This window comes from Ruegeria sp. BA12 (genome assembly GCF_056539625.1).
In genome coordinates, this window is sequence record NZ_JBQFVF010000008.1 from 1 (window position 1) to 25,141 (window position 25,141).

General features: G+C 57.9%; 23 protein-coding genes. 13 read left to right on the forward strand and 10 right to left on the reverse strand.

What is annotated here, in order from left to right; genetic code table 11:
* Positions 1–183: 183 nt before the first annotated feature.
* The 4 genes from ACR0B0_RS14845 (at position 184) to ACR0B0_RS14860 (ending at position 4,516) form a co-directional block, all read left to right on the forward strand.
* Positions 184–1,182, forward strand: a complete 999-nt coding sequence (locus ACR0B0_RS14845; RefSeq protein WP_480648446.1) for a helix-turn-helix domain-containing protein — start codon at positions 184–186, stop codon at positions 1,180–1,182.
* A gap of 123 nt (positions 1,183–1,305) precedes the next feature.
* Positions 1,306–2,871, forward strand: a complete 1,566-nt coding sequence (locus ACR0B0_RS14850; RefSeq protein ID WP_480648448.1) for a DUF4153 domain-containing protein — start codon at positions 1,306–1,308, stop codon at positions 2,869–2,871.
* Positions 2,868–3,545: a response regulator transcription factor gene (locus tag ACR0B0_RS14855; RefSeq protein WP_480648450.1), complete on the forward strand. Its 678-nt coding sequence runs from the start codon at positions 2,868–2,870 to the stop codon at positions 3,543–3,545. The genes ACR0B0_RS14850 and ACR0B0_RS14855 overlap by 4 nt, the downstream gene beginning before the upstream one ends.
* A complete protein-coding gene (locus tag ACR0B0_RS14860; RefSeq protein ID WP_170350947.1) occupies positions 3,542–4,516 on the forward strand; it encodes a sensor histidine kinase in 975 nt (324 codons plus the stop codon). Before ACR0B0_RS14855 ends, ACR0B0_RS14860 begins: the two co-directional genes overlap by 4 nt.
* Before the next feature lie 89 nt (positions 4,517–4,605).
* Here the strand turns inward: ACR0B0_RS14860 and ACR0B0_RS14865 are convergent, their stop codons facing one another.
* The 3 genes from ACR0B0_RS14865 to ACR0B0_RS14875 form a co-directional block, all read right to left on the reverse strand.
* Positions 4,606–6,411, reverse strand: coding sequence for a BCCT family transporter (locus tag ACR0B0_RS14865; protein ID WP_480648622.1), 1,806 nt, complete (start codon positions 6,409–6,411; stop codon positions 4,606–4,608).
* 85 nt (positions 6,412–6,496) lie between these two features.
* The gene (locus ACR0B0_RS14870; protein WP_480648452.1) at positions 6,497–9,619 is read right to left on the reverse strand and encodes an efflux RND transporter permease subunit; all 3,123 of its coding nucleotides are present in this window, start codon (positions 9,617–9,619) and stop codon (positions 6,497–6,499) included.
* A gap of 8 nt (positions 9,620–9,627) precedes the next feature.
* Positions 9,628–10,728, reverse strand: coding sequence for an efflux RND transporter periplasmic adaptor subunit (locus ACR0B0_RS14875; protein WP_170362137.1), 1,101 nt, complete (start codon positions 10,726–10,728; stop codon positions 9,628–9,630).
* Between the two features lie 183 nt (positions 10,729–10,911).
* On the opposite strand from ACR0B0_RS14875, the gene ACR0B0_RS14880 reads away from it, so the two are divergent.
* The 4 genes from ACR0B0_RS14880 (at position 10,912) to sstT (ending at position 13,740) form a co-directional block, all read left to right on the forward strand.
* Positions 10,912–11,325, forward strand: coding sequence for a VOC family protein (locus ACR0B0_RS14880; protein WP_170350944.1), 414 nt, complete (start codon positions 10,912–10,914; stop codon positions 11,323–11,325).
* 19 nt (positions 11,326–11,344) lie between these two features.
* Positions 11,345–11,812, forward strand: coding sequence for a cysteine hydrolase family protein (locus ACR0B0_RS14885; protein ID WP_170517256.1), 468 nt, complete (start codon positions 11,345–11,347; stop codon positions 11,810–11,812).
* Positions 11,787–12,365, forward strand: coding sequence for a hypothetical protein (locus ACR0B0_RS14890; RefSeq protein WP_480648455.1), 579 nt, complete (start codon positions 11,787–11,789; stop codon positions 12,363–12,365). Before ACR0B0_RS14885 ends, ACR0B0_RS14890 begins: the two co-directional genes overlap by 26 nt.
* A gap of 145 nt (positions 12,366–12,510) precedes the next feature.
* On the forward strand, positions 12,511–13,740 hold the full coding sequence (gene sstT / locus ACR0B0_RS14895) for a serine/threonine transporter SstT (RefSeq protein WP_170350941.1): 1,230 nt from the start codon (positions 12,511–12,513) through the stop codon (positions 13,738–13,740).
* Positions 13,741–13,771: 31 nt separating this feature from the next.
* Here the strand turns inward: sstT and ACR0B0_RS14900 are convergent, their stop codons facing one another.
* Positions 13,772–15,091, reverse strand: coding sequence for a tetratricopeptide repeat protein (locus tag ACR0B0_RS14900; RefSeq protein ID WP_170350940.1), 1,320 nt, complete (start codon positions 15,089–15,091; stop codon positions 13,772–13,774).
* Between the two features lie 122 nt (positions 15,092–15,213).
* Here ACR0B0_RS14900 and ACR0B0_RS14905 point away from each other — a divergent pair, with 122 nt between their 5' ends.
* The 5 genes from ACR0B0_RS14905 (at position 15,214) to ACR0B0_RS14925 (ending at position 20,985) form a co-directional block, all read left to right on the forward strand.
* Complete coding sequence (locus ACR0B0_RS14905; protein ID WP_170362133.1) at positions 15,214–15,465, forward strand: hypothetical protein; 252 nt, start codon at positions 15,214–15,216, stop codon at positions 15,463–15,465.
* A gap of 10 nt (positions 15,466–15,475) precedes the next feature.
* Positions 15,476–17,113: a sulfatase-like hydrolase/transferase gene (locus ACR0B0_RS14910; RefSeq protein ID WP_480648457.1), complete on the forward strand. Its 1,638-nt coding sequence runs from the start codon at positions 15,476–15,478 to the stop codon at positions 17,111–17,113.
* Positions 17,114–17,217: 104 nt separating this feature from the next.
* Entirely contained in the window at positions 17,218–18,885 is a 1,668-nt protein-coding gene (locus tag ACR0B0_RS14915) for a sulfatase-like hydrolase/transferase (RefSeq protein ID WP_170350937.1), read from the forward strand.
* A gap of 59 nt (positions 18,886–18,944) precedes the next feature.
* On the forward strand, positions 18,945–20,189 hold the full coding sequence (locus ACR0B0_RS14920; RefSeq protein WP_480648459.1) for a DUF3179 domain-containing (seleno)protein: 1,245 nt from the start codon (positions 18,945–18,947) through the stop codon (positions 20,187–20,189).
* A gap of 49 nt (positions 20,190–20,238) precedes the next feature.
* A complete protein-coding gene (locus tag ACR0B0_RS14925) occupies positions 20,239–20,985 on the forward strand; it encodes an outer membrane beta-barrel protein (RefSeq protein ID WP_480648461.1) in 747 nt (248 codons plus the stop codon).
* Between the two features lie 24 nt (positions 20,986–21,009).
* On the opposite strand, the gene ACR0B0_RS14930 is transcribed toward ACR0B0_RS14925, so the two are convergent.
* Genes ACR0B0_RS14930 through ACR0B0_RS14955 form a run of 6 tightly spaced genes read right to left on the reverse strand, consistent with a single transcriptional unit; the run spans position 21,010 to position 25,137 of the window.
* A complete protein-coding gene (locus ACR0B0_RS14930; RefSeq protein WP_170413395.1) occupies positions 21,010–21,405 on the reverse strand; it encodes a RidA family protein in 396 nt (131 codons plus the stop codon).
* Positions 21,402–21,809 carry an acyl-CoA thioesterase gene (locus ACR0B0_RS14935; protein WP_480648463.1) on the reverse strand — a complete coding sequence of 136 codons (408 nt, stop codon included), beginning with the start codon at positions 21,807–21,809 and terminating at the stop codon, positions 21,402–21,404. The genes ACR0B0_RS14930 and ACR0B0_RS14935 overlap by 4 nt, the downstream gene beginning before the upstream one ends.
* Positions 21,809–22,495, reverse strand: coding sequence for an ABC transporter ATP-binding protein (locus ACR0B0_RS14940; RefSeq protein WP_480648465.1), 687 nt, complete (start codon positions 22,493–22,495; stop codon positions 21,809–21,811). The genes ACR0B0_RS14935 and ACR0B0_RS14940 overlap by 1 nt, the downstream gene beginning before the upstream one ends.
* Complete coding sequence (locus ACR0B0_RS14945) at positions 22,492–23,241, reverse strand: ABC transporter ATP-binding protein (protein WP_480648467.1); 750 nt, start codon at positions 23,239–23,241, stop codon at positions 22,492–22,494. The genes ACR0B0_RS14940 and ACR0B0_RS14945 overlap by 4 nt, the downstream gene beginning before the upstream one ends.
* A complete protein-coding gene (locus ACR0B0_RS14950; protein ID WP_170377954.1) occupies positions 23,234–24,220 on the reverse strand; it encodes a branched-chain amino acid ABC transporter permease in 987 nt (328 codons plus the stop codon). Before ACR0B0_RS14950 ends, ACR0B0_RS14945 begins: the two co-directional genes overlap by 8 nt.
* A complete protein-coding gene (locus ACR0B0_RS14955; protein WP_480648470.1) occupies positions 24,217–25,137 on the reverse strand; it encodes a branched-chain amino acid ABC transporter permease in 921 nt (306 codons plus the stop codon). The genes ACR0B0_RS14950 and ACR0B0_RS14955 overlap by 4 nt, the downstream gene beginning before the upstream one ends.
* Positions 25,138–25,141 lie beyond the last annotated feature (4 nt).

A 25,141-nucleotide genomic window follows, 5' to 3' on the forward strand; every position in this document is an offset into this window, starting at 1 on the left:
CGTCGACAAATACTGGTCCCCCGTCAACCGCGTCGACAACGCATATGGCGACCGAAACCTCGTCTGCACATGCCCACCAATGGACGCATACCTCGACGCAGCTGAGTAAATCACACCCCCCGCCAAAAGGCGGGGGGCACACCGACCAAAACAACGCAGCCAAATCAGGCAGGGGGAGGAGAAATGAAACACTATGTCCTCGGCAACAACCACGTACAGTTGGCCCGAACGGCCTCTGAACGGCTGCGAAGTATCGACGTTTTTCTAAACGATCCCGAGGCCGAAGGTTCGGCCGAAATGGTTACCGAGTTTTTTCATGCTCTGAATGATCTTGTCGAAGATCACTCCTATGCCGTCACCATTCGGAATACATCCGAAGCCTTTACTGGCGACCCCCTGTATTGGGCGGGTCGCACTGCGATTTTTTGGGGCGACATTCACAAACCCTGGCACTGCGCCAGACAGGACAAGACCCGCGTTGCGCAGATACTGAATCTGGCGTCACGCTCCATTCTGGTCGGGGGGGCTGCTCTGCTGCTGGCGCACAGCGCGAAGACTGATGAGCCCCTCGCCGCCATCCATCCGAACTTCTCGGCCGCAGCGCAGGAGATCGGGCTTGCCGACTGTCACAAACCCACGCACAAATCACCCGATGGGCGGGTACACAGTGCCGCGACCAAACTGAGCGCCCTGCGCCTGCTGGCGGAATTCGTAGCATTGGACCACGGTGAACATCTAGCCGAAAGTCTACGCGGCTACATTGGCCTGACCGAACCAAAACGCGGCTGTGCAAGCCAGTTGGCCAACCGCCTGATCCAACGGTCCGGGGCTGATCCGATGGTCCGGCAGGTGATCGATAAGATGCTAAACAATGTCGAAGACCCGCTGAAAATTTCGGACCTGTCGCAAGCGCTCGGGGCCTCGACCCGACAGTTGCAGCGGCGGTTTCTGAACAAGACCGGTGTCAAATTGTTGACCACCTATCGCGAGCTGCGGCTTGAGCGCGCCTACAGCTTGCTGCGCTATACCGACATGCCACAGCTTGAGATTTCAACAGCAACCGGGTTTTCATCAGCTTCTGCCCTGGGGCGGGCTTTCAGGGCGCAGTATTCCACCACGCCCGAGGCCGTTCGCAGCTGCCGATTTGCCGGAGAACTTAGGGATCACGGCGCGCTACACTAACCTGCCAGACACCCCTTGCCGGGCCCGTAGGTCCGGGCCAATCTGCACGAATTCTGCACAACTGCTGCAAAGGTTCTGCGATCTGCCCCTGCAATCTTGAGGAAACTCAAGCAGGAGGCTGATATGCCCAATGAACTTATAATCCGGGGGGTGCCCCGCTCACTTGCCCATGATGGCTGGTGGCTGGCCAGTGAAAGTGGCACGTCGGTTGACCTAACGCCCCCGCCTGCGACCCCGGGAAACGTGCTGGACGGCGTCCGAAGGTTTCCGCGGGTTACTGCACTGATCCTGCTTGTTCTGCTGGGCGATCTACTGTTCTGGGGCCACAAACCCGGGCTCTCACTGGCCCTTTTCGCTTGGTGCATCTTTGCTGCCGTCTGGGTGAACAAGCCCACCCGCTCAAAACTACTGGTGCCCTCAGCTGTGTTGATGCTGGCCACTCTGCCCTTGATAGAACATGTCCAGCTTTTGTCGGTGACCTTCCTGATCGCGGGGCTGCTCAGCGCGATCGTGTTGTTGCAAATCCCACCAGAGGTCAAATACCGCAAGCTCCTTCCTTGGCTGGCAGGTGGAGTATTGCACATTATCAAAAGGGTTCCGACTGCCGGGCTGAAGGAATGCGCAACGCACGTTCGGGGATGGCGCCGTAAACCGGTAGCACATGGCGAAACCGGCCGTTCAATAGTTCATGTATTCATCCACAACTGGGCCTTTCCGTTGGGTGGCTTCTTCGTGCTTGGGGCGTTGCTGATCAGTGCTAATCCGGTGTTGGAACATGCTTTGGTCCGAGTGCTTAAGGTCGATTTCGACCTGTTTGTGCTGATCCGCCGGATCGCGTTCTGGGGCGGACTGGCCTTGTTGATCTGGCCGTTCCTGACAGCCCCCGCGCCGGATGTGCCTATGGCAGCCCCCACCCTAAGCTGGAACATGTCACGCCTGTTGAACGCCGGATCGGTTTTCAGGGCATTGGTTCTGTTCAACCTCATGCTGGCGGCGCAGAGCGTCATGGACATCTCGATCCTGTTCGGCGCCGCCGCCCTGCCCGAAGGTATGAGCCACGCCACATATGCCCATCGCGGCGCTTACCCCCTGCTGATGACGGCCTTGCTGGCCGGGGCCTTCGCACTGGCGGCGCGCCCCTTTCTTGGGCAAAGCCCAGCGTTGAAACCCTTGTTGCTTGTATGGCTGGCACAGAACGTTTTGCTGACCTTGTCCGCAGCGTTCCGGTTGGACTTGTATATCGACGCGTTTGGCCTGACTTACCTACGGATCTACGCGCTGATCTGGATGGGATTGGTGGCAATTGGGTTGGCCATGGTGGCCTGGCAGGTGCAAAGGGGGCGTTCGTCTGTCTGGTTGATCCTGCGGGTCACTATGTTGAGCGTGGGAACCCTCTATATCTGTGCGTTCATAAATTTCGCTGCGCTGATTGCGGCGGATACATTGTCGCGTGCTGCAGATTCGGATACTGCGACCCGGACCGACTGGACCTATCTGTGTGGTTTGGGGCACTCGGCCTCCAAGGCAATTTCTACCCAGATTGCCAAACAGCCGATCATGCACATTCCCGACTGGGCCCAAAGCTGTGTGCATCCTGCCCCAACCCATCCGAACTGGCGCGAATGGGACTTTCGCACCGCACGTGTGAATGGCTATCTTACGGCGAACCCCAAAGGCGAGGCGCGATGAAAATCCTGTTGGTTGATGATGATCCCCGCCTGCGCGATCTGGCTGGTCTGGCGTTGGAACGCGCCGGCTTTCAGGTGATCACCGCCAGCGATGGCCAGATGGCCGTGACCCACGCCGCCCGCGAAGCACCGGATCTGATCGTCCTGGATATTGGCCTGCCCGAGATGGACGGGTTCGAGGTCTGCCGTCGCATCCGCGCCCGATCCGAGGTTCCGATCCTGTTCCTGACCGCGCGCGATGATGAGATTGACCGGATACTGGGCCTGGAAATGGGCGCAGATGACTATGTCACCAAACCCTTCAGCCCGCGTGAGCTGGTGGCGCGGGTGCGCGCGATCCTGAAACGTGCATCCGGGTCGCGATCCAGCCCGACCTTGACCCATGGACGGATCACGCTGGACCCAGGCGCGCATGTCTGCAGGTTGGACGGAAACGCCATATCGCTGACCGCGACCGAGTTCACTTTGCTGGCCACGCTGGTCGAACGTCCCAGTCAGGTACACACCCGCGCGCAGCTGATACAGGCGGTCTGGGGGGCGTTGTCGCAAGTCTCGGACCGTACTCTGGACAGCCATCTACGCAACTTGCGAGGTAAGCTGGCGCAGGCCGGTTGCACTGGGGTGATCGAAACTGTGCATGGTGTCGGCATCCGCATTCAGGACACCGCGGCATGAGGCGCAAGTGGCGCCCCAGCCTTGCCTTCGTGCTGGGCGGCGCCCTATGCGGCACATTGCTGTTGTCCCTGACCGGGCTGGTTGCGTTTCGGTATCTGGGACCGGAACTGGGCTATCGCAATGCCGCCGTTTTGCTGGCGGTGATCATCACGGCGGCCACGGCTGTTCTAGGCTGGTTGTTGGTGCGGCTATTGCTGCGACCGATCTTTGCGCTGGAACGTTTTGCCACGCAGGTTGTTCGGCACCCCGCCGATCCCCTCTCGCCGCCCTCACGTTTTGGCACTCAGGAGCTTGGCACCACCGCCCAGCGCGTCATCGACATGGCCGAAACCCTGCGCAACCGTGAAACCACTATCCGCAGTTTCTCGGACCATGTCACGCATGAGTTGAAGACGCCTGTTGCAACACTTAGGGTAGCGACGGAATTACTGCGCGATGATGACACGCTATCGGCTGAAAACCTGAGGCTGGTGGACCAGATTGCCGGCGCGGGCGTGCAGATGGAACAGCAGATCGACGCCATGCGTCAGGTAGCCCGCGCGCGCGAGTCGCGTCATGAGGGGGTGACCTGTCTGAACGCGGTGCAAGACGCATTGTGCCGCGATTTTCCCACTCTCGAAATGCGTTTTGACGGCGGCGATCTAATTATCCCGATTGGTTCCAATGGCTTGCTGGTCGTGTTGCGCCAATTGCTCGGCAACGCGCAAGAACATGGCGCGCAGGTTGTGACCCTGTCGGCAACAGAAGACGATACCGAAGTGATCCTGCGGCTTGGCGATGATGGGCCAGGAATTTCCTCCGGCAATAAAGCGCGGGTATTTGATCCGTTCTTTACCACTAAACGCGATCAGGGCGGGACTGGTATGGGGCTGTCCATCGTGCGCAATACACTGCGGGCACATGGTGCGGATATCTCGTTACTACCGACACATGACGGCGCTGCTTTTTCGATCTGTTTCTCGACCAAATAGGCGCAGATCATTCCCAGGATCAGTCAGTGTTCTCGACGGTGCTAGTCGATCCAATCTAATGCGCCCCTGAAGGTCACGCTCAGACAAGATTAGGTTTCAGTCTCGTTTTCTTCGTGGCGCGCACGCCGCAGATCATTGATCATCGCCTTGGCCAGCGAGACACACATCAGCAACAAGACCACGCTAAAAGGCAGCGCACCAATGATCATGGAATTGGTCAATGCCTCAAGCCCGCCGCCCCCGGCCATCAGCAGGGTTCCAATCACCAGCGTCAGCAATCCGCCCCACAAAACACGGTGCATGACCCCGGTTTTTTCGGCCCCGCCGGACATAATCGTGTTCATCACCAGAATGCCGGAATCCGCAGACGTGACCAGAAAGGTCATGGTCAGCACCACGCACATAAAACTGATGATTACCAGCAGATGTCCCGAGATCATCTCGCTGAGCGTCACAAATAGCGTCGCCGTGGTCGAGGCCGCGAGAATGGCGCCATCGGCGTCTCCGTTCAGTTCCAGATCAATGGCCGAGCCGCCCAGAATGGTCATCCAGGCAAAACAAACCAAAGACGGTGCAACCACTGCGCCAAGGATGAATTCGCGCACTGTGCGCCCACGCGAGATGCGGGCCAGAAACAGACCGACAAAAGGGGAAAAGGCAATCCACCACGCCCAATAGAAGGTCGTCCAGCCCGATTGCCAGCCGAACAGCCGCCCCGGTGTACCTGCATCATAGGCGGCCTGCTTTGTCGTGTCAGGCAGGTCGGCCACGTCCCCGCTTAACCCTGCCAAAAAGCTGTCACGCGTGTCCCAGGCATCAGTAGCGCCGGGAAACAGCTCGGCCACGAAGGGGGCGGCTTCAGGTGGCAGGGCTGCGGCATACTCGGATTGGGACATCGGGGAATGGGCCTGAAGGCTGAGCGGTATAAAATTGACGATATAGTCCACCAATGCCTGCCCATAGATCCTGATCGCTAAAGAAAACGAGCCAAAGAAAATGAACACCGCCAGAAGAATCAGCGACAGGATCAGATTAAGGTTCGAAAGGTATTTCACCCCTCGCCCCACGCCGGACACCGCCGAAAGGGTCGACATCATCATGACTAACGCCAGCGCCGCAATCAGACCAGCGGTCGAGGGTTTCATGACCCCTTCCATCAACCACTGCGCACTGGTGATCAGGAAGGCGCCGTCGACAAGCTGCGACACTCCGTACCCGATGGTCACCGCCACCCCGAGGATGGTCGCCACCACGCCCAAAATGTCGATCACGTGGCCCGCAACCCCGTTGGAATACTCGCCCAACAGCGGCGTCAGCGCCGTTCTGATCGTCAGAGGCATGTCGCGAGTATAGGCGTAGTAGGCCAGGCTCAACCCTGTCACCACGTAGATTGCCCAAGCGTGGAACCCTGTATGCAGAAAGGTATAGCGATAGGCACCCTGAAGTGCCTCGGCGCTTTTCGGGGCGACCTCACCAGACATGGTCAGCGGATTTGATTCCCACAGGCCTAGTGGTTCTGCCGTGGCATATACCATCAGCCCTACGCCCAGCCCGGCCCCGAACATCATCGAAAACCATGAGAAGTTGGTGAATTCGGGCCGCTCATCATCACCCCCCAATCGCATACGCCCGGTGGCAGGAAGGAGAGCAACCACAAACAGAAAGAAGGCAAACAACGCGACCGAGAGGTTGTAGAAGACGTTGAACTCGCTCAGCAGCCCGGATTTCCACGACCTCAGCGTTTCATTCGCATTCAGCGGCCAGACCAACGCCCATAGCACCAGCAACGAGACAGCGATCTTGCTGACCAGCGCAATCGGCAGGTTGTAGCCCTTGTAAAACCCGCTGTCCTGCCGTTCGATTTTAAGATCCGTAAAGGGGTCTTGCAGCGACATTTTGCGTGGGCCCACCTCGGTTTCCGTGCCGTTCAGCATCCGAGAAACCCCGGAAGACTGCAACAATTTTCAGGTCTTGCGGGAACTACTCGTTGGCAGTTCGCAACCCAGACAGCCATTCCCGAACGGTCTGAAATGCCGCATACAGCACCGGGATCATAAGCAGACCCAGCGTGCTGTCCAGGATCATGCCAAACAGTACCGGATACCCCACCGAGACCCGCGCCGCCGCCCCTGCCCCGCTGGACAGAACCAGAGGCATAACCCCCACGATGAAACACAGGCCCGTCATCGTCACCGGCCGGAACCGGATTTCAGCCGCCTTTAAGGCCGCGTCCTTAATGCTGGCCCCGCTTTCACGTTGCTGATTGGCAAATTCGACCACCATGATCGCCTTTTTCGCGGCCAACCCGATTAGCAGCACCATCCCCACCTGCGCAAAGATATTGCTGGTCAGGAACGGTAATACCACCAATGGGATCAACGCGCCCAACAGGGCAAAGACCGCCGACGTGATGATCGACAGCGGCAGAATCCAGCTTTCATACAGCACCACAAGAAACAGATAAGCCAAGACCAGCGCCGACAGCATGATGAAGGGCACAAGCCCCTGTGCCTTCACCTCTTGCTGGGTGACACCCGACCAGTCGATCCGAAACCCGTCAGGCAGCGTCTTGTCGGCAATCGCCTGCATCGCGATGATTCCGTCGCCCGAACTGACCCCTTCGGCCAATTGCGCACTGACCGAGGCCGCCGTGAACAGGTTGTAGCGCGGGATCGTGTCCGGTGCGAGGACCGGTTCGCTGCTGACGAAATTGCGCACGGGCAGCGAGTCTCCGGCGCTGTTTTTGACATAGATGTTATCCACGTCATCCAGCGTCTGACGGAATTCGGCATCGGCTGAAATCACCACCCAATAGACGCGCTCGTCCAGTATGAAGTTGTCCACGAAGTACGAGCTAAGATTGGCCTGCAACGCGGTAAAGATATCCGCCACGCTGACGCCTAGCGTCTCGGCACGGTCTCGGTCGATGGACAGCTTGTATTGCGGGCTTTGGGCCGAGAAATCGCCATGTGCACGCGAAAACTCGGGAACGGCATTCAGGGCGGTTACAAAGCCGTTCATTACCGCATCCAATTGTGCCCCGTCGCCTTTGCCCAGATCCAGCAGTTGGACCGAGATACCCCCCGTCGAGCCCAACCCGTGAATGGTTGGAAAGGGAAACACGTATGAGACCCCTTCTGACAATGTCGCCAGCTGTCGTTCAAGCCCATGCATGATGGCGTACCACTGCAAATCCGGACTGGTGCGTTGATCCCATGGGGTGAGCGTAACAATGGCCATGCCCACATTCGAACGCCCCCCGGCCAGCATGGAATGACCCGAGACCGTTGTGACCGCTGCAACCCCTGGCGTCTGTTCGATCAGCTTACCCACCTGCGCCATGAAGGCCTGGGTGCGCTGTAACGAGGCCCCGTCCGGCAGTTCCATCGACGCCATCAGAACGCCGTTGTCTTCCTGCGGAATCAGGCCGGTGGGCACAGTTTTGAACAGATACACCGTCACGCCGACGGCCCCGGCAAACACCAGCAGCGACACCGCCATATAACGCAGCATCAGCGCCACAAGGCGCAGGTATTGGCGCCGTAGCCAGACAATCACTGCCGGAACAATCGCCAGCGGACCGATGGGCCTGCTGTCAGTTTTCAGCATCATCGCGCACAAGACCGGTGCCAACGTCAGGGCGTTCACCGCAGACAGGACAAAGGCAAAGATGATCGTCAGCGCGAACTGGAAATAGATCGTCCCCGTCACGCCCGGAAAGAAGCACACCGGCACGAACACGGCTGCCAGAACAAAGGTCGTCGCCACGATCGGCCGGTTGACCTGAGACATCGCCTTCAGGGTCGCCGCACGCGGGTCCAGCCCCTCATCCCGCAGGATACGTTCGGCGTTCTCGATGATGATGATCGCGTCATCCACCACTAGGGTAATGGCCAGAACCAAAGCGAACAGCGTGATCATGTTGGCGCTGAACCCGATGGCATAAATCAGCGCCACAGCACCCAGCAGCGACACCGGGATTGCGATGGCCGGTACGATGGTTGCACGCAGGCTGGCCAGAAACAGAAAGGTCACCGCAATCACCAGCCCCGCCGTCAGGGCCAGCGTCGTCATGATATCGCGGATCGAAACACGCACCGCGTCAGTAACGTCATAGGTGATCTCATACGACACGCCCTTGGGAAATTTCGCCGACAGATCCTTCATCAAGGCGCGCAGCGAGTCTGAAATCTCAAGCGCGTTGGCGGCGCTTTCCTGATAGACGGCGATTGTGGCCGAGTCGTTGCCGTTCAGCTTGGTCGACCCGGAATATGTAGCCGCGCCCAGCTCGATTCGAGCGATGTCCTCAAGCCGCGTGACTGACCCGTCGGGGTTCGAGGCGACAATGATCCGCCCAAATTCCTCGGCATCGCGCAGCAGCCCCTCAGCCCGCAGCTTAAACTGGAAATCGGTTCGTCCCTCGGCAAATGGCGGAGCTCCGACCTGTCCGGCGGCGGCGATGACGTTCTGATCCTCGATGGCGTCGGCAACCTCGGACGCGGTGATATTCAACGCGGCCATACGCACCGGATTGATCCAGACCCGCATGCTGTATTCCAGCTGACCGAATTGCGACACCGTCCCTACCCCCGGCAATCGCTGCAACGGGTCGTGCAGGAAATCAGCACCGAAATTGCTGAGAAACAGCTCATCCCGCGATCCATCAGGCGAGGTCAGGTTGATCACCACAATCATGTTGCCTGACCGCTTGGTAACCTCGACCCCTTGCTGCAACACGGCCGAGGGCAGTTCGGAACTGGCCAATGCCACACGGTTTTGCACCTCAACAGCCGCCACGTCGGGGTCAGTGCCTAGCTCAAAGGACACGTTCAGCATGTAAGTGCCGTCATTCGAGCTTTTGGACGACAGCGATAACATGCCCGGAATGCCGTTCACACGCTCTTCGATGGGGGTGGCGACGGATTCAAGAATGACCTGCGCGTCCGCCCCCGGGTAAGACGTATCCACATAGATCTGCGGCGGCGTGATATGCGGGTATTCGGTAATCGGGATCAGGCGTACACAGACCGCGCCGAACAGAACCATCAGGATCGCAATCACGGCTGCAAAATGCGGCCTGTCGATGAAGTAGCGTGCGATCAAACCGGCCCCTAACCCTGACTGTCGACCGCTTGCACGACCAGCCCGTCATGTATTTTCTGAAGTCCCTGCACCACCACACGGTCGCCTTCGCTCAGCCCAGATACCACCTGAGTGCGGGTCGCGGTCTGAGTGCCGATCTCGATATTCCGCCGGTGGGTTTTGCCGTCACCGTCGACCGAAAACACGAAATAACCCTGCTTGTCGAACTGCACAGCGTTGCGCGGAACGGTCAGCACTTTGGGCTCCTCTGAACCGGCCAAACCCACGGTCACGAATTGACCGGGGATCAGCACGCCGTCAGGGTTGGCGAAACTGGCGCGTAGCTCAATCGTGTCGGTGTTCTGGCTGACGCTGTCGCCCACGAATATGACTTTGCCCGTGGAGGCATAGGTTTCCCCATCCGCCAGTTTGATGTTTGTGGTCAGTTTGATGTTGCCCGGCGTGATGCGCCCTTTGCGGCGTTCTTGCAGCAAGACCGGCTCGCTGATGTAAAAACTCACCATCATCGGATCAACGCTGTTAACCGTTGCCAAAACTCCGGTATCGGAGCTTACCAAATTGCCCGCATCCACCGCTGACAACCCGATGCGCCCATCAATGGGACTGAGGATTTCCGTGTAATCCAAATCAATCTGCGCGATTTTCAGATCGGCCTTCGCCTCATCCACCGCAGCCTGCCCTGCGGCATAGGTTGCCAATGCCGTGTCCAAAACAGCCTGTGGGACATCGCCCTTATCGAACAGAGCCTGCTGGCGATCCAGCGCCGCCTTGTCGGTCTGCGCGCTGGCCAGCGCGCTTTTCAGCGCCGCCTGTGCGCTGTCCACACTGGCCGCGTATTTCTTCTTTTCGATGCGAAACAGCACATCCCCTTTGGCAACTGTTCCGCCTTCGGTAAAATTGACCTCTTCCAGAAACCCTTCGACACGGGCCTGCAGATCGACGCTTTGATCCGCCACGACCCGGCCAACAAACTGGGCCTTTTTCTGCAAATCCTCCAACGTCACCGGCGCGACGGTCACACTTGGCGGCGGCGCGTCGGACTGGGCCGCTGCCGGGCCCGGCAGAAACAGGGGGATCAATGCGCAAACAAACAGCTTGGTAGGGTTCATCAAGGATCCCCGGTAGTTTGTGATCCCTTCACTATCCCTGCATCCCCCAAACGGTGCAACGGTTTTCTGACTGTCACGGCGTACGCATTTCCCTGCTATATCAATCCCTTTGATACAGGGCTTGCCTGTCGCTGGTTCTTGGGATTTTCTGACGCCAACCACCAATTAAAAGGCCGGGCCTTCATGAAACTTGAATTCCATCACATCAACTTTGTCTCGGACGATGTTGAGCGGTTGCACCGTTTCTACACTCAGGTTCTGGGGTTGGCCGATATCCCGATCGAGAATTTCCCTCGGCCCGATGAGACCGACGACAAGGGCTATAGCGGCAAGATCCGCTTTGCCACCGACGGGGCCATGCAGATGCATCTGGCCGAAAAGAACCTCGACGTCGCGTTCAAACATGGTGAGACTATCAACCCTGTCGAACGCGGCCACATCGCGTTTCGCACCGATGATATCGAGGCGTTCAAAAAGCTGCTCGACGACAACGGCATTCCGTATTCGGACTATGGCACCGCATTCGCGAAAGAGTGGCACCAACTGTTCTTCTACGACCCCGAGGGCAATATCATCGAGGTTCATCAAGCGGTTTAGCCAGCATCGGAGGCATTGATTGAAACAGGCCGTATTGGTTGTCGACGTCCAACCCAGCTTTGACCCGCCTGATTGGCTGGTCGAACGCAGCCGTCTGTTGGCGACCAAATTCCCCTCGGTCGCTACCGTTGAACGCCATGACGAGGACAAAGTTCCTTTTTTTCGGCAAATTGGGTGGAAGCCACGTTCTGTCGACGAAAGCCTTGTTCAGGCAGATCATATTGTCCTGAAATACGGCTACAGTCCGCCCCTGGAAGTCATCGCACAATTTCAAAGCTGGAAAGTCGACCGTGTGCTGGTCTGTGGCATCCAGGCCGACACCTGCGTTCTTGCCGCAGGGTTCGCCCTATTTGACGCGGGCCTGCAACCGACCATAATTGCCGATACGGTTGTTGGGTCTTCGCTTGATCGCAGCGGTAAACTGGGCGTGGACCTGTGGCAGCATCATTTTGGCCAGGTGATTGATAGGCACTCGGATATTTTGTGACGTCGCAATCCCTGTCCGCATCGGAGAGGAGAGCTATTGTGACCTCGAACCCCATTTTAAGAAAACAGCCTTTGCCATTTTTGCGGCCATCCCTTGTGCAGCATATGCAGAAGGCTTTTCACTGACCGGCCAATACGAAGGGCGCTATGCCTGTGACAGCACCACGGGTGGCGTGCCCTCAAGCTGGTCCGACCCCATGAGCGCCGGGATCGTTCAGGACGGAGACCGCATATCCATCGACCTGCGATACACGGACAAACAAGAGCTTGGGGCTGAATACTCGCTTTATACCGGATCAGTTGTTCTGAACCCCGAGGGCACCTTGGTCAGCGGCTATTTCGAAGCCTGCGGCGGCACTTTCCCGTCGAAAGAACTTGCGCGGTTTTTTCCCGCTGCTGCAAACACGCCATTCAGTTTTTCGGTGACCAGTGTTTGGGCTTCGGATCAGGTGCCAAACCTGCCAGGTCTAACTGTTCAAACCTGCACCTGGAGCCTGCAGCGCGTGTCCACGGAAACACCCACAGTCAGGCCGTGCGAGACGGCGGCTCAATAAGGAAATTTTCAATCTGGACCTATTTCTTAAGTCCAGATGTTTAAATTGGATCCAAAAGACCCATATAGCCGCAATCTTATAAATTAACCGTGCTTGAACAGCGACAATACCCCTGTCAGGCCCCCAATCAAACTGGATGGTCCCGATGAATTTTATTCTACGCGGTAGCCTGGTTACGCAAATCATCATCGGTCTGGTAGCCGGTGCCCTTCTCGCCACCCTCTGGCCCGCTGCTGGTTCAGCCGTCGGTCTGCTGGGTGATTTCTTTGTCGACGCGCTAAAAGCCGTCGCCCCCGTTCTGGTGCTGATCCTTGTCTGCGCCGCAATCACCAACCACAAGAAAGACAGCCAGGCCCGCATGGGGCCGGTGGTGATGTTATACATTCTCGGCACGTTTGCCGCTGCACTGGTTGCAGTGGGCGCCAGTTTCCTGTTCCCCGTCTCTTTGCACCTGACTGGCACGCCCGAGCTTTTGGACGCCCCGGACGGGCTGGCAGAGGTGGTCAAGAACATCCTGCTGAAGATCGTGGACAATCCGGTGAACGCGCTGGCGCAGGCCAACTATATCGGCATTCTCGCCTGGGCCATCGGCCTTGGGCTGGTTTTCCGCCACGCCAGCGACTCGACCAAGACCCTGATGTCTGATCTGGATGGCGCGATCACCAAGATCGTGGCTGCCATCATCCGGGTTGCACCCATTGGTATCTTTGGCATCGTGGCCTCGACCATTGCTGAAACCGGCTTTGAAACGGTTGCCAGCTACGGCCAGCTGCTGTTGCTGCTGATTGGCTGCATGGCGTTTATGGCGCTGGTTGTGAACCCGCTAATCGTGTTCCTGCGCATTCGTAAGAACCCCTATCCGCTGGTCTTCACCTGCTTGAAGGAATCCGGGATCACCGCGTTCTTCATGCGCAGCTCGGCCGCCAATATTCCGGTCAACATGGAGCTGTGCCGCCGCATGAATCTGGATGAAGAGACCTATTCGGTCACCATCCCCATCGGCGCCACAATTAACATGGCCGGTGCCGCCATCACCATCACGGTGATGACACTGGCGACCGTGCACACCATGGGAATTCAGGTCGATTTCTTCTCGGCTCTGTTCCTAAGCATTATCGCTTCGGTTGCAGCCACCGGCGCGTCGGGCGTCGCGGGCGGGTCCCTGTTGCTGATCCCAATGGCCGCCAGCCTGTTCGGTATCGACAACGCAACGGCCATGCAGGTGGTCAGCATCGGGTTCATTATCGGTGTTCTTCAGGACTCGGCGGAAACCGGTCTGAACTCGTCCACCGATGTGCTGTTCACCGCGGCAGGATCGTACAAGCAAGGCGATCCCTATCCCCGCAAACTGCCGATGGAGCAAGTCGCCGCCTAAGCGGCCCTGACCCCCCCACAACCGTCAGGTTTTACTCGGCGGTTGTGGGGTCTGCACTACCCCACCCGGCGGCGCGCATTGCCGAAGTCAAATCCCGTACAGGACCTGGATCGGCAAATACCCTGGTTTTCAACGCCCCCAACGGAAAGTTTGGCCAGGTCCTGGCGTATAATTCGGCCAGTCTGCGTGCCTCACCCCGATCACCGTTTCTCCAATGCGCGGCCATCAGATAGGCAGTTGAAATTGGCCCGAATGGGCCGCCGCGCGCGATCGTATTCTCATAGGTTCGGATTGAGCCCGCATAGTCGCCGGTGTGAAACTGCGCCGCACCCAGCGCGTTTCCGGCCACCGACCCACCACCATCTTCAGCCAGCGCCTGATAATGCTGTGCCTGTGAAAGTACGCGTTCAAAGTCAGAAGTATAAAGCGATATCAGGGCGTCAAATTCCGCAATATGTGGATCATTGGGGGCCAGCTTGGTTGCCCTGTGAGTCAGACTGACGGCCTGATCGAAATTGCCAGCAGCGAACTCAGACCATGCTCTGGCAGACAAAGCCCAGGGCGCATCCGGGGCCAGTTCAAGTGCATGGGCGCTGTTCTTATCGGCGGCTGCAAGCAACTCCTCTGCGACAGGATCGTAGAACTGCAAAATGGCAAGCATGGTTTCCACCTGCGCAGCCCCTGCATAGCCGCAGTAATACAGCGGGTCTCGCTGTATAGCCGTTTCAAACACCATCAGAGCCGGGCGGAGTCGTTGTAAATCCACAACCGGAAAAATCAGGTCCTGACCAGCGCTACACAGGTTCATCGCCTCGACCCGTGTCGGAGAAACATCGTAGATCGTGGATTGATCGCCGGTGATCGGTGGCCCATTGCGGCCGCTCAGATGCGTGGTTGCCACATAACCGCCAAGGCCCAGCAGAACCGCTCCAGTCATCGCTCCGACCAGCAGCAGGTTGCGCTTACCTCCAACCTCGGCCGCACCCGACTGAAACTCTGGCGCGTAGCTGCCGACGGGCAAGGTGATGACCACCGGGTCCGACGCGCCTTGCCCCCCGTAATACGCCTTAAGTTTGCGCCGAACGCGACCCGCGTCGACACGCACCACCCCCTCACGCCGGGACAGGTCATCGGTGCTGTAACCGTAGACATCCATGGCAATCGTCTTGGCGCGGATTTCATCCGTGCGTCCGGCAAGCGCCTCGGTCACGACATAGGTCAGAAAGGACTGCATCCGCGCCGAACCCTTGAAATCCTTCGACGCAAGAACCCGATCAAGCGCCGACTGGATCTGTTCCTTTGGGAACGATCCTGCATCCCTCTGCGTGGTATCGTCGGTTGCGGCAGTCAAGAACTATCCTTTCAAGGTAAGGACTTGGCGGCATGCTGCTACGGTAGCATGCGGTTTAATACGTTCAAGACATATTCTTGGACAGGCATGTTTGAATGGCGAATCCAGCGGATGCCGTTACAATGACAGATGATGACTTCTTTGCAGCACAGTTTCCCGGCGCGGCACATCAATTGCAGGCATTGCGCGCGCGGGACAAGGAGTTTGACCAAATCTGCGCCGATTACCACGAGGTACTCCGCGAGTTGGCGCTTGCCCCGCGATCCGCAGGTGGAACGCAGACCCGTTACCTCGCGGATCTGGCCGAAAGTGTCTCGGACCTGCGAAGCAGTATTGAAAAACGGCTGCACGCCCCTGACCGCACAAATGAGTGAAAGGTTGACTATGAAACTCTGTACCCTTCTGCCCCTGCTGATCCTGACCGCCAGCCCGGCCATTGCTCAGGACACCCCAATCATTCACGATGGTGAGTTCGAATACCTGCGCGCGCAGTTCGGCACGGCCTGGGACGCACAGGATGTTGAAATTGACGCCAAGCTTGCCGAAATCCGCGATGCGAATGGCGGCCAACCACCCAATTTCCTTTACATCCTGATTGATGACGTGAGCTTTGGTCAGATGGGCGACCGCAAGATGAACTACGTCATGGGGATCGAGACACCGAACATCAACCAGCTGGCAACCGAGGGTCTGTCGCTGATGCGAATGTATACAGAACCCTCCTGCACACCCACACGCACGGCAATGCTAACGGGCCGCCATCCGGTGCGAGCCGGGGTGGAAGAGGTCAAGGTGGCGCTGGTGGGCGAGGGTCTTCCGGCCTCAGAAGTCACTCTCCCTGAAATCCTGAAACAAGCGGGCTATAACACCGCCCATGTCGGCAAATGGCATCAGGGCGATATCGAACAATCCTACCCCCACAATCAGGGGTTCGACTGGGCCGCCTTCCCCCTGCACCAACAAGTACAGCTGAGCCTCATGACCCCCGAGGCGATGCGGTCCAATGCCATGCTCGGCTATGTACCCGAAGGACAGAACAATCAGTTCCTTCTGGACGCGCGGTTCAAACCCTACGGTCTGGTCACAGGTGTCGAGGCCGAGGCGGGGGGCGTGGCCCGCGAAGTCGACATGGCGGCGGGCGAGGTTTGGACGCAGGTGAAATACGAAGACATGAACCTGCGCTATCAGCAGCAAGCTCTGGAACAACTTCAGCGCGTTGCGGCTGAAGATGCGCCATTCTTCCTGCAATACTGGCCGCTATACCCGCTGAATTTCGTCTATCCCGATCAAGCGATTTCACGCAACGGGGGCTTTCACGCGGACAAGCTACAATTGCTGGACAGCTGGATCGGTGATCTGCTGGCCGCGCTGGAAGAAACCGGCGAAGCCGACAACACGATCGTCGTCCTGATGGCCGACAATGGCCTGATGTATCACTACGAGGGCACGTCGGGTCTGAACCAGCTGATTTATCGCGGCGGCAAGACCCAGCATCTTGAGGGCGGCGTACGCACCGATGCCTTTATCCGCTGGCCCAATGTGATCGAAGCCAACAGTGCAGCAGGCGATATCTTTCACGTCTCTGATATATACACCACCATGGCCAGGATCGCGGGAGCGACGGACTATATCCCGCGCGACCGTGTAATCGACGGCATCGACCAGACCGCCCTTTTGCTGAACGGCGAAGGCCACGGACGGCGCGATTATGTCTATGTTTACGAGGGGCCGGTCCTACGGTCTGTGGTCAAGCAAGAGTTCAAGATGCACCTGCCCGCCCCCGGACAACCCGGCGCTGGCGCACCGACCTACAACATATATCGCGACCCGCGCGAACAACACCCGCTGGTGGGGTATTCCCTTTGGGCCGGGGCCTCGTTTCAGGACATGGTCAAACGCCATCAGAAAATGATCGCCAAATACCCGCATTCCGAGATTGGCACTGGCCTGCCCTATGAAGGGATCGAAAACCTGCGCCCAGAATCGGAACTGGCGCGCGAAACCTTCATGAGCTGGCAATGAGGTAAACCGTAGAAATTTAGAAATAAACATCATAATGTTTCAATGTGAGAATGCCTCGGCAGCCATAGGCCAAGAGAACATCTTGCATACAAGGGGAGTACGGAATGAAACTGGGATGGTTAATCACCTTGTCATCAGGTCTTGTGGCCACATCGGCATTGGCGCAGGAAAACCCCATTCAGCACGACGCAGAATTTTACGTTCTGCAAGCCCAGCACGCCGACCAATGGGCACAGGATGATGCTGCTGTAAACGAAGCATTAGCCGCGTTTAGGGACGGCAACGGTGGCAATCCTCCGAACATCATCAGCGTGTTGATCGATGATTTGGGCTTTGGCGACATGGGCATCCCCGAATTGAACGCAGTGCGGGGCTATGAGACGCCAAACATCAACGATTTCTCGGATCAGGCCATGCGAATGGTGCGTATGTACACCGAGCCATCATGCACGCCGACCCGTGTGGCACAGATGACTGGGCGTTTGCCGGTAAGGATGGGGATGGGCGACACCGCCGTGGATATAGCAGGGTTTGGCTTGCCCGGCGATGAGGTCACCCTACCGGAAGTTTTGAAACAGGCGGGCTATGCCACAAGCCATGTGGGAAAATGGCACATGGGGGACATCGCAGAAAGCTGGGCCATGAACCAAGGCTTTGACTACGCCCAAATGGCCGTACACCAGCAAGGACAACTAACCATTTTCAACGATGATGCCATAAAGGAACAGGTATCTGTCGCGATCCGCGATTATGACGACAAATACACTTTGGACAATTGGTTCAGACCTGATGCATCCGCGATGATGACAGTAATCGAAGGCGAGGCCGACGGACCGATCCGCGAAATCCGCATGGAAACAGGCGAACGTTGGAATGCCGCCAAATACGACGAGATGAACCAAGCCTTTCAGGACAAAACCTTGTCTGAACTTGAGCGTTTGGCCGGCGATGAAGAACCTTTCTTTCTCCAATATTGGCCAATGATTCCCCTTGATAACACGCGTGCTGGTCGTGACGGACCCGAAAGCGCCAACGGCGGGCTGTATGTCGACAAAATGCAGTTGCTGGATCAATGGCTTGGTGACCTATTCGCCAAAGTGGACGAGCTTGGGCTAACCGAGAACACCATCATTGTCGTAATGGGCGACAATGGCCATTTCACCAAGTATTCTCCGCAATCAGGGTTCACCCCAATGATCTTCCGCGGTGGAAAAGCTGACACGACAGAAGGTGGTGTTCGTGTTGATGCCTTTATTCGCTGGCCGGGAATGATTGAAGAAGACGCATTGTTGAACAGCATTGTTCATGTCTCTGACATGTACACAACGTTTGCGCGGTTTGCTGGTGCGGAAGAGTTCATCCCTCGCGACCGGCTTGTCGATGGTGTGGACCAGTCGGCCGCACTTCTTTTTGCCGATGAATCCAAAGCACGCCGGGATCACGTGATCATCTATTCGGTCGCCAAGCCCGAAGCTATCGTCAAAGATCAGCTCAAGCTCAAGCTGCCGGGACCCGGTGAAAGCCCGATTGTTGCCAAGTTTTTCGACCTATATCGCGACACGCGTGAGGAGTATTCGGTGTCGACCGAAGTTGGTGCCTGGGGTGGACAGGAGTTCGTTCGGATTCTCGGGCGCCACAATGCGCGAAAGGAAAAATTCCCGGATACTCCTCCGGCCACGGGTGTTCCGTACGAGGGCATCGACAACATCCGCCCCGAGACACAGCAAGCGGTTGAAGCGTTCCTGGTCAAACGCCAATCGTCACAACAATAAGCTTAGACTGCCCGCAGTATTTCCGCGGGCGGCCTTTTCAACTGACAGCAGGTAAGGCGATGGCTGGAAACATAATCTTCGCACTTGGCATAGTGGTGTCGCTTGGCATTGGCTTTGTCTATTTCCGCGATCTGGGCGACATCTCGCAAATGCTGTTGAAGGTGAAGCGCGAGAATATGGTGCGGTTCATCCGGCATGAATACCGCCTGATCGGTATCGGGTTGGGTGCATTTGCCGTCTCCACGCTGACCTTTCTCTTTTTGGGTGGCGGGTCGTTCTGGTTGTGGGCTTTGTCTGCGTTGCTGGTGCTGTTCTTTTACGGCTTCCCTTTTGTCTGGGTGCATCTGGGCCTGCGTAACCAGTTGAACGACGCGGCCTTCTTTCCGATCAGCGAGGCCCGCAAATATGTCGGCCCAACCGCGCCGGTCATTGTGATGGATCACAACGGCCATGCCCGCGCGCACCCGGATGCACAGATCATGCGACCTCATCTGGCCGGTGACGTCGATGGGTTGGGCGGTGAAGATGTGGTGATGACCTATTGCGCAATGGCCAACCTCGGCCAGGGATACACCCCACGGATCGAGGGCAAGCGGCTGGACCTTGAGGTGCTGGCCCAGCACGGCAACAACCTGATCCTGCGCGACAATGAATCCGGCGAGCCGATCCAGCATATCTATGGCTTCCGCGAGGCTGACCGCGACCCGAACGCAGATGGGCTCGCCTGCCCCCTGCGCCCCGAGGCGCAGATGAAGCCCTGGCCGACCTACCGGATGACGTTCCGAGGATTCCAAAAGGCCTTTCCCGACGGCGAAGTCTTTCTGAACAAACCCTCGTCCAATCCTCTGCTGCGGCTGCTGGACATGGTGACCGAGATCACCTTTGGCTGGGGCATCGGCCGCCAGCATCAGGAAGAAGCACCCGTGATGGACAATATGGATCGTTCCGATGACCGGCTGCCCAACAAGACCTATGTCTGGGGGATCACAATCGGCAAGGATGCCGCCTGCTGGACGGATGATTTCGTCATCGACAACAACTGGATCGTCAACGCTACCGTCGGTGGCCGCGACATCGTTGTCAGCCTGGACCCGAAGTACGAAAGCCTGGGCGTGTGGTATAATGACAGTGGTCAGCTCGTTTCACATTGCGATTTCTGGGGTGTGTCGGACCAGGGTCAGTTGCAACGGGTAGAAACCCTGCGGGCCGGAATATTCTGGCACGTCTGGTCCGAGTTTTTCCCGGACACTGACATAAATCGCGTCGGCTCGGGCGCAACGGATTCTGAGGACGTAGCGGCATAGGACCCATTTCGGAAACACATAATTTAAGACAGAAATAGTGAGGGACAGAATGGTACAAACCAAAAAAACAAGGCTCGGCACCGTCGCAGCGGCCTTACTGACATCCGTGGCAGCACCCACCTCAGCGCAGCAGTCCGATTGGTCTTACGAGGCCACTATCTATCTGTTCATGCCCGAGACCGAGACCAGCATTGAAACCCCTAGGGGTACGCTTGACGCGACACTTAGCTTTACAGACGCGCTGGAAAACCTCGACTTTGCGTTCATGGGCGCGCTGGCGGCAACAAACGGGCAATGGAGCGTGCTGGCCGACTATAACTATACCAACTTGTCCTTTGGCGATACCGGGCCTGGCGGCGGCGACCTTGAAACTTCGGTCAAGACACAGTTCCTGACGGCCTTACTGGGTTACCGAGTGCGCAATGATCCAACCGTCAAGGTGGACCTTGCGGGCGGCTTCAGGTGGTACAGTACCGACACTGATTTCTCGCTGACACCTGTAGGAGGTCCCGCCTTTACCTCTACTGCCGACGAAAGTTGGGTCGACCCGGTAATTGGGGTCCGGGCACGGTTTACGCTATCCGATTCATGGACCAGCACCGCTTATGTGGATTACGGCGGATTTCGCAGCGGCAGCCAGACCTGGTCGGTTCTGCTGACTGCAGACTACATCATCAACGACAGGTGGATGCTGCGGGGTGGATACCGTTACATATCTTTCGACCACGATATTGACGGCAATGATTACGAATTCGATCAATCCGGCCCGCTGATAGGTGCTACTTACCGGTTCTGAGTGCGCAATCTTTAACAACTGGGGTTACGACAGATGCGCTGTGGCCTCAATCTCAACCATGGCTTCGTCTTCGACCAAACCGGCAACGATGATCATCGACATGGCGGGGAAGTGTCTGCCAAACACCTCTCGGTAGGCTGCGCCGACTTCGGCCTGTTTTGCCAGGTATTCGCTTTTGTCGATGACAAACCAGGTCAAGCGGGTCACGTCGGCTACCTCACCACCTGCGGCTTCGACAATGTCCACGATATTTTGCAGGGCCTGTTTCATCTGGCCAATAAAGCCGCCGTTGACGAATTCCTTGTTCGCGTCCCATCCGATCTGGCCGCCAATATGCAAGGTTCCGTCCTTAGTCAGAACGCCGTTCGCATAGCCTTTGGCCGGAAGCCAGCCGTCGGGCTGAATGATCTTGTGGCTCATGTCGCGTCCTTTCTGAATGTTTCCAGCTTGCTGCGGATGGTATCTGGCCACGCCTCGGGGCGGCCATCGGCGTTGACGTGGACCAATGTCGCCAAAGTTGCCAGCCGCACCTCATCCCCACAACGGGCGGTCATCGTGTACCCCGCCGAGCTGTTGCCGATCTGTGTGATTTCAAGTTGGAAAACCAATTGGTCTCCATGGCGGCTGGGTGCGGGAAACTGGGTCTGGATCTGAACAGTTGGTACAGCACCTGCGCGATGCAGATCGTGGAACGGCGCGTTCAAACCCTGATCGAAGAACGCCTCGACGCAATCATTGATCATCTCGAAGTAACGCGGAAAGAACACGATCCCGGCAGGGTCGCAATGTTTGAACAAGACTTTTTGATGAAACTCAAACGCCATCAGACCCCCACATATTTTTCGGAAATTTCAGGGGTCAGGTCAGTGATGGCACCGGTCCAGACGGTGCGGCCCCGCTCCAGAATGACCGCTTTGTCAGACACAGCCGCCAACTCCTTCAAAGATTTGTCGATCAGCAGGATCGCCACGTTGGTCTCTTGCCGCAGGCGGTGCAGCGCTGCCCAGATTTCCTGCCGGACGATCGGGGCAAGCCCCTCGGTGGCCTCATCCAGGATCAGCAGTCGGGGGTTAGTCATCAGCGCGCGGCCTATCGCCAGCATCTGCTGCTCTCCTCCCGAAAGGGAAACCGCCCGTTGCCCCTGCCGTTCACCCAACCGGGGAAACAGCTCGGTCACACCACGCAGGGTCCAATCCCCTGGACGTGCCGCCGCAATCAAGTTTTCACGCACAGTCAGGTCGGCAAAACAGCGGCGCCCTTCGGGCACCAGCCCCACGCCTTTACGCGCGACCTTGTGACTGGGCAGCGCATGCAGATCCTGACCGTCCAGCGTCAGCGTGCCGTCTGACCGGATCATCCGGCAAATGGCCTTTACCGTGGTGGTCTTACCCATCCCGTTCCGCCCCATCAGGGCAGTGACCTCACCCTGCGCAATCTCAAGACCCACACCAAACAGGGCCTGACTGACACCGTAAGAGGCGCTGAGGTTTTCTATCCGCAGCAGACTCATGCCTCGTCCCCAAGATAGGCGTCGCGCACCTCGCGGCTGGTGCGGATTTCTTCCGCCGTGCCCGTGGCGATGACCTTGCCATAGACCAGCACGCTGATCCGATCAGCCAACGCAAAAACCGCGTCCATGTCGTGCTCGACCAGCAAAATGGGCGCTTCCTGCCTCAGTCCGTCCAGAAAACCCGTCAGCCGTTTCGACCCTCCGGCACCAAGCCCGGCCATTGGCTCGTCCATCACAAAGGCTTTGGGGGACAAGGTCAAAGCAACTGCAACCTCCAATTGCCGCCGCTGACCATGGCTGAGGTTGGCACAGCGCGTATCGCGGTCATCGCTGAGGCCCACGCGCTCCAACGCGGCCTCGGCCCGCTCGCGCAGCGCGGGTCGTTTCAAGGCAGGTCGCCAGAACCGCCAAGCCATATGCTCGGCCCCCATCGCGCCCAGCACGGCGTTTTCCAGAACGGTATCTTCCATGCACAGTTGAGAAATCTGAAAGGTGCGCCCCAGCCCATCCCGCGCCCGCACCTGCGTGCTATGCCCCGAGACATCTTGACCATTCAGCAGGACCCGCCCGGAATCTGACTGCAACCCACCGCAAATCTGTTGGATCAGCGTCGATTTGCCCGCCCCGTTTGGGCCGATGATCGCATGGATTTCGCCGGGTATCAGGTCAATCGACACGTCGTCCGTGGCCTTGAGTGCGCCAAAGCTTTTGTTCAGGTTCAGCGTGGAAAGGACGGGATCAGACATGTGCCCCCTCTTTCCCGGTCAGCAGACCGATCAGCCCCCCACGCCCGAACAACACAATGCACAGCAGGACCACGCCCAGGTAGACGTGCCAGAAGTCAGTTAGCTCGCCCAAAAAATGTTCCAACGCGACAAAGACGCAGGCCCCGATGACCGGCCCCATCAAGCGCCCCACCCCTCCGATGATGATCAGCACGATCAATTCACCCGACAATTGCCAACTGAACATCGTGGGGGAGACAAAGCGGTTCAGGTCTGCAAACAGCGCGCCTGCCAACCCGGTGATTGCCCCCGAAAGGACAAAGGCCAACAGCTTCAACCGCATCGGGTTCAGGCCCACGGTCTCAACCCGAGTGGGCGTCTGACGCGCCGCGTTCAGCGCCAATCCGAAGGGTGAGCCCTGAAGGCGGGCGAACAGAAATAGCACCACACAAAGCAGCGTGAAACAGATGCCATAGAACTGGATCGGTGCTAGTGTGTTCAGACCAGGAAAGTCGTTGCGGACATAGATCGACAGCCCATCTTCACCCCCGTACTGCGCCCAGGAGATCGCGAAGTAGAAAAACATCTGCCCAAAGGCGAGCGTGATCATGATGAAATACACCCCGGACGTGCGCAGCGACAGCAGCCCGATAAAGAACGCCACCATCCCTGAAAGGATCATCGCCACCAGCCAGATCACCGGCATAGCTTTGGTGCCATCGGTGGTGAATAGTCCCAGATCAAGCGCCGTGTAGGTCTGCGCGTGATAGGCAAGGATGCCCATCGCGTACCCTCCGATTCCAAAGAACACTGCATGACCAAAGCTGACCATGCCGCCGATCCCAAGGATGATGTTCAACCCCACAGCCGCCAGCGCAAGGATCACCGCCCGCGTCACCAATGTGATCGTAAAGGGTTGATCAGCCACAACGGCCCAAAGCGGCAACACCAGCAGGCCCAAGATCATCGCGGCATTGAGGTATTTTTCATTCAACCTCATGTGCGTGCTCCGAACAACCCGGTGGGTCGCCAGATCAGCACCAGCCCCATCAGCACGTAAATCCCCATAGAGGCCAGCGCTGAGCCGCTTTTCTGTGCCGCGCCATTGTCCATGAACAGCTTGAACAATTCGGGCAGGAACACCCCGCCCAGCGTGTCGGTCAGCCCGACCAGCAGCGCGCCGATAAAGGCACCACGAACTGAACCGATCCCGCCGATGACAATGACCACAAAGGCCAGGATCAGCACCGGTTCTCCCATCCCGACCTGAACCGATTGAATCGCCCCGACCAAAGCGCCAGCCAATCCGGCCAGCGCCGCGCCCAACGCAAAAACCAGCGTGTAGAGTTTCGAGATATCGACGCCCAGTGCCGCGATCATCTCACGATCATTCTCTCCCGCTCGTATTTGAATGCCTAGACGGGTGCGTTCAATCAGCGCCCAAAGACCCACAGCCACGGCTAGCCCGATGCCAATCAGGGTCAGACGATACAGCGGGTATTCGATCCCGCCCGGCAAAGTGACAGGTCCGGACAGCGCGTCGGGAATGTCCAGAAACAACGGAAAAGAGCCAAAGACCCAGCGTGTTCCTTCAGAAAAGATCAGGATCAGCGCAAAGGTGGCCAGCACCTGATCCAGATGCGGCGCGTCATACAATCGCCGGATCACCACCATCTCGACAATCGCTCCGGCCAGCGCTGCGGCGGCCAGGGCGGCAACCAGCGCCAGCAGGAAAGACCCAGTTGCGCCCGCCACAGCCGCCGCCGCAAAAGCCCCCACCATGTAAAGAGACCCGTGCGCCAGATTGATCAGGCCCATCACGCCGAAAATCAGCGTTAGACCAGCCGCCATCAGGAACAGCATCACACCGAACTGCAGCCCGTTAAGGATCTGCTCGATAATCAGGATCGAGGACATGGGA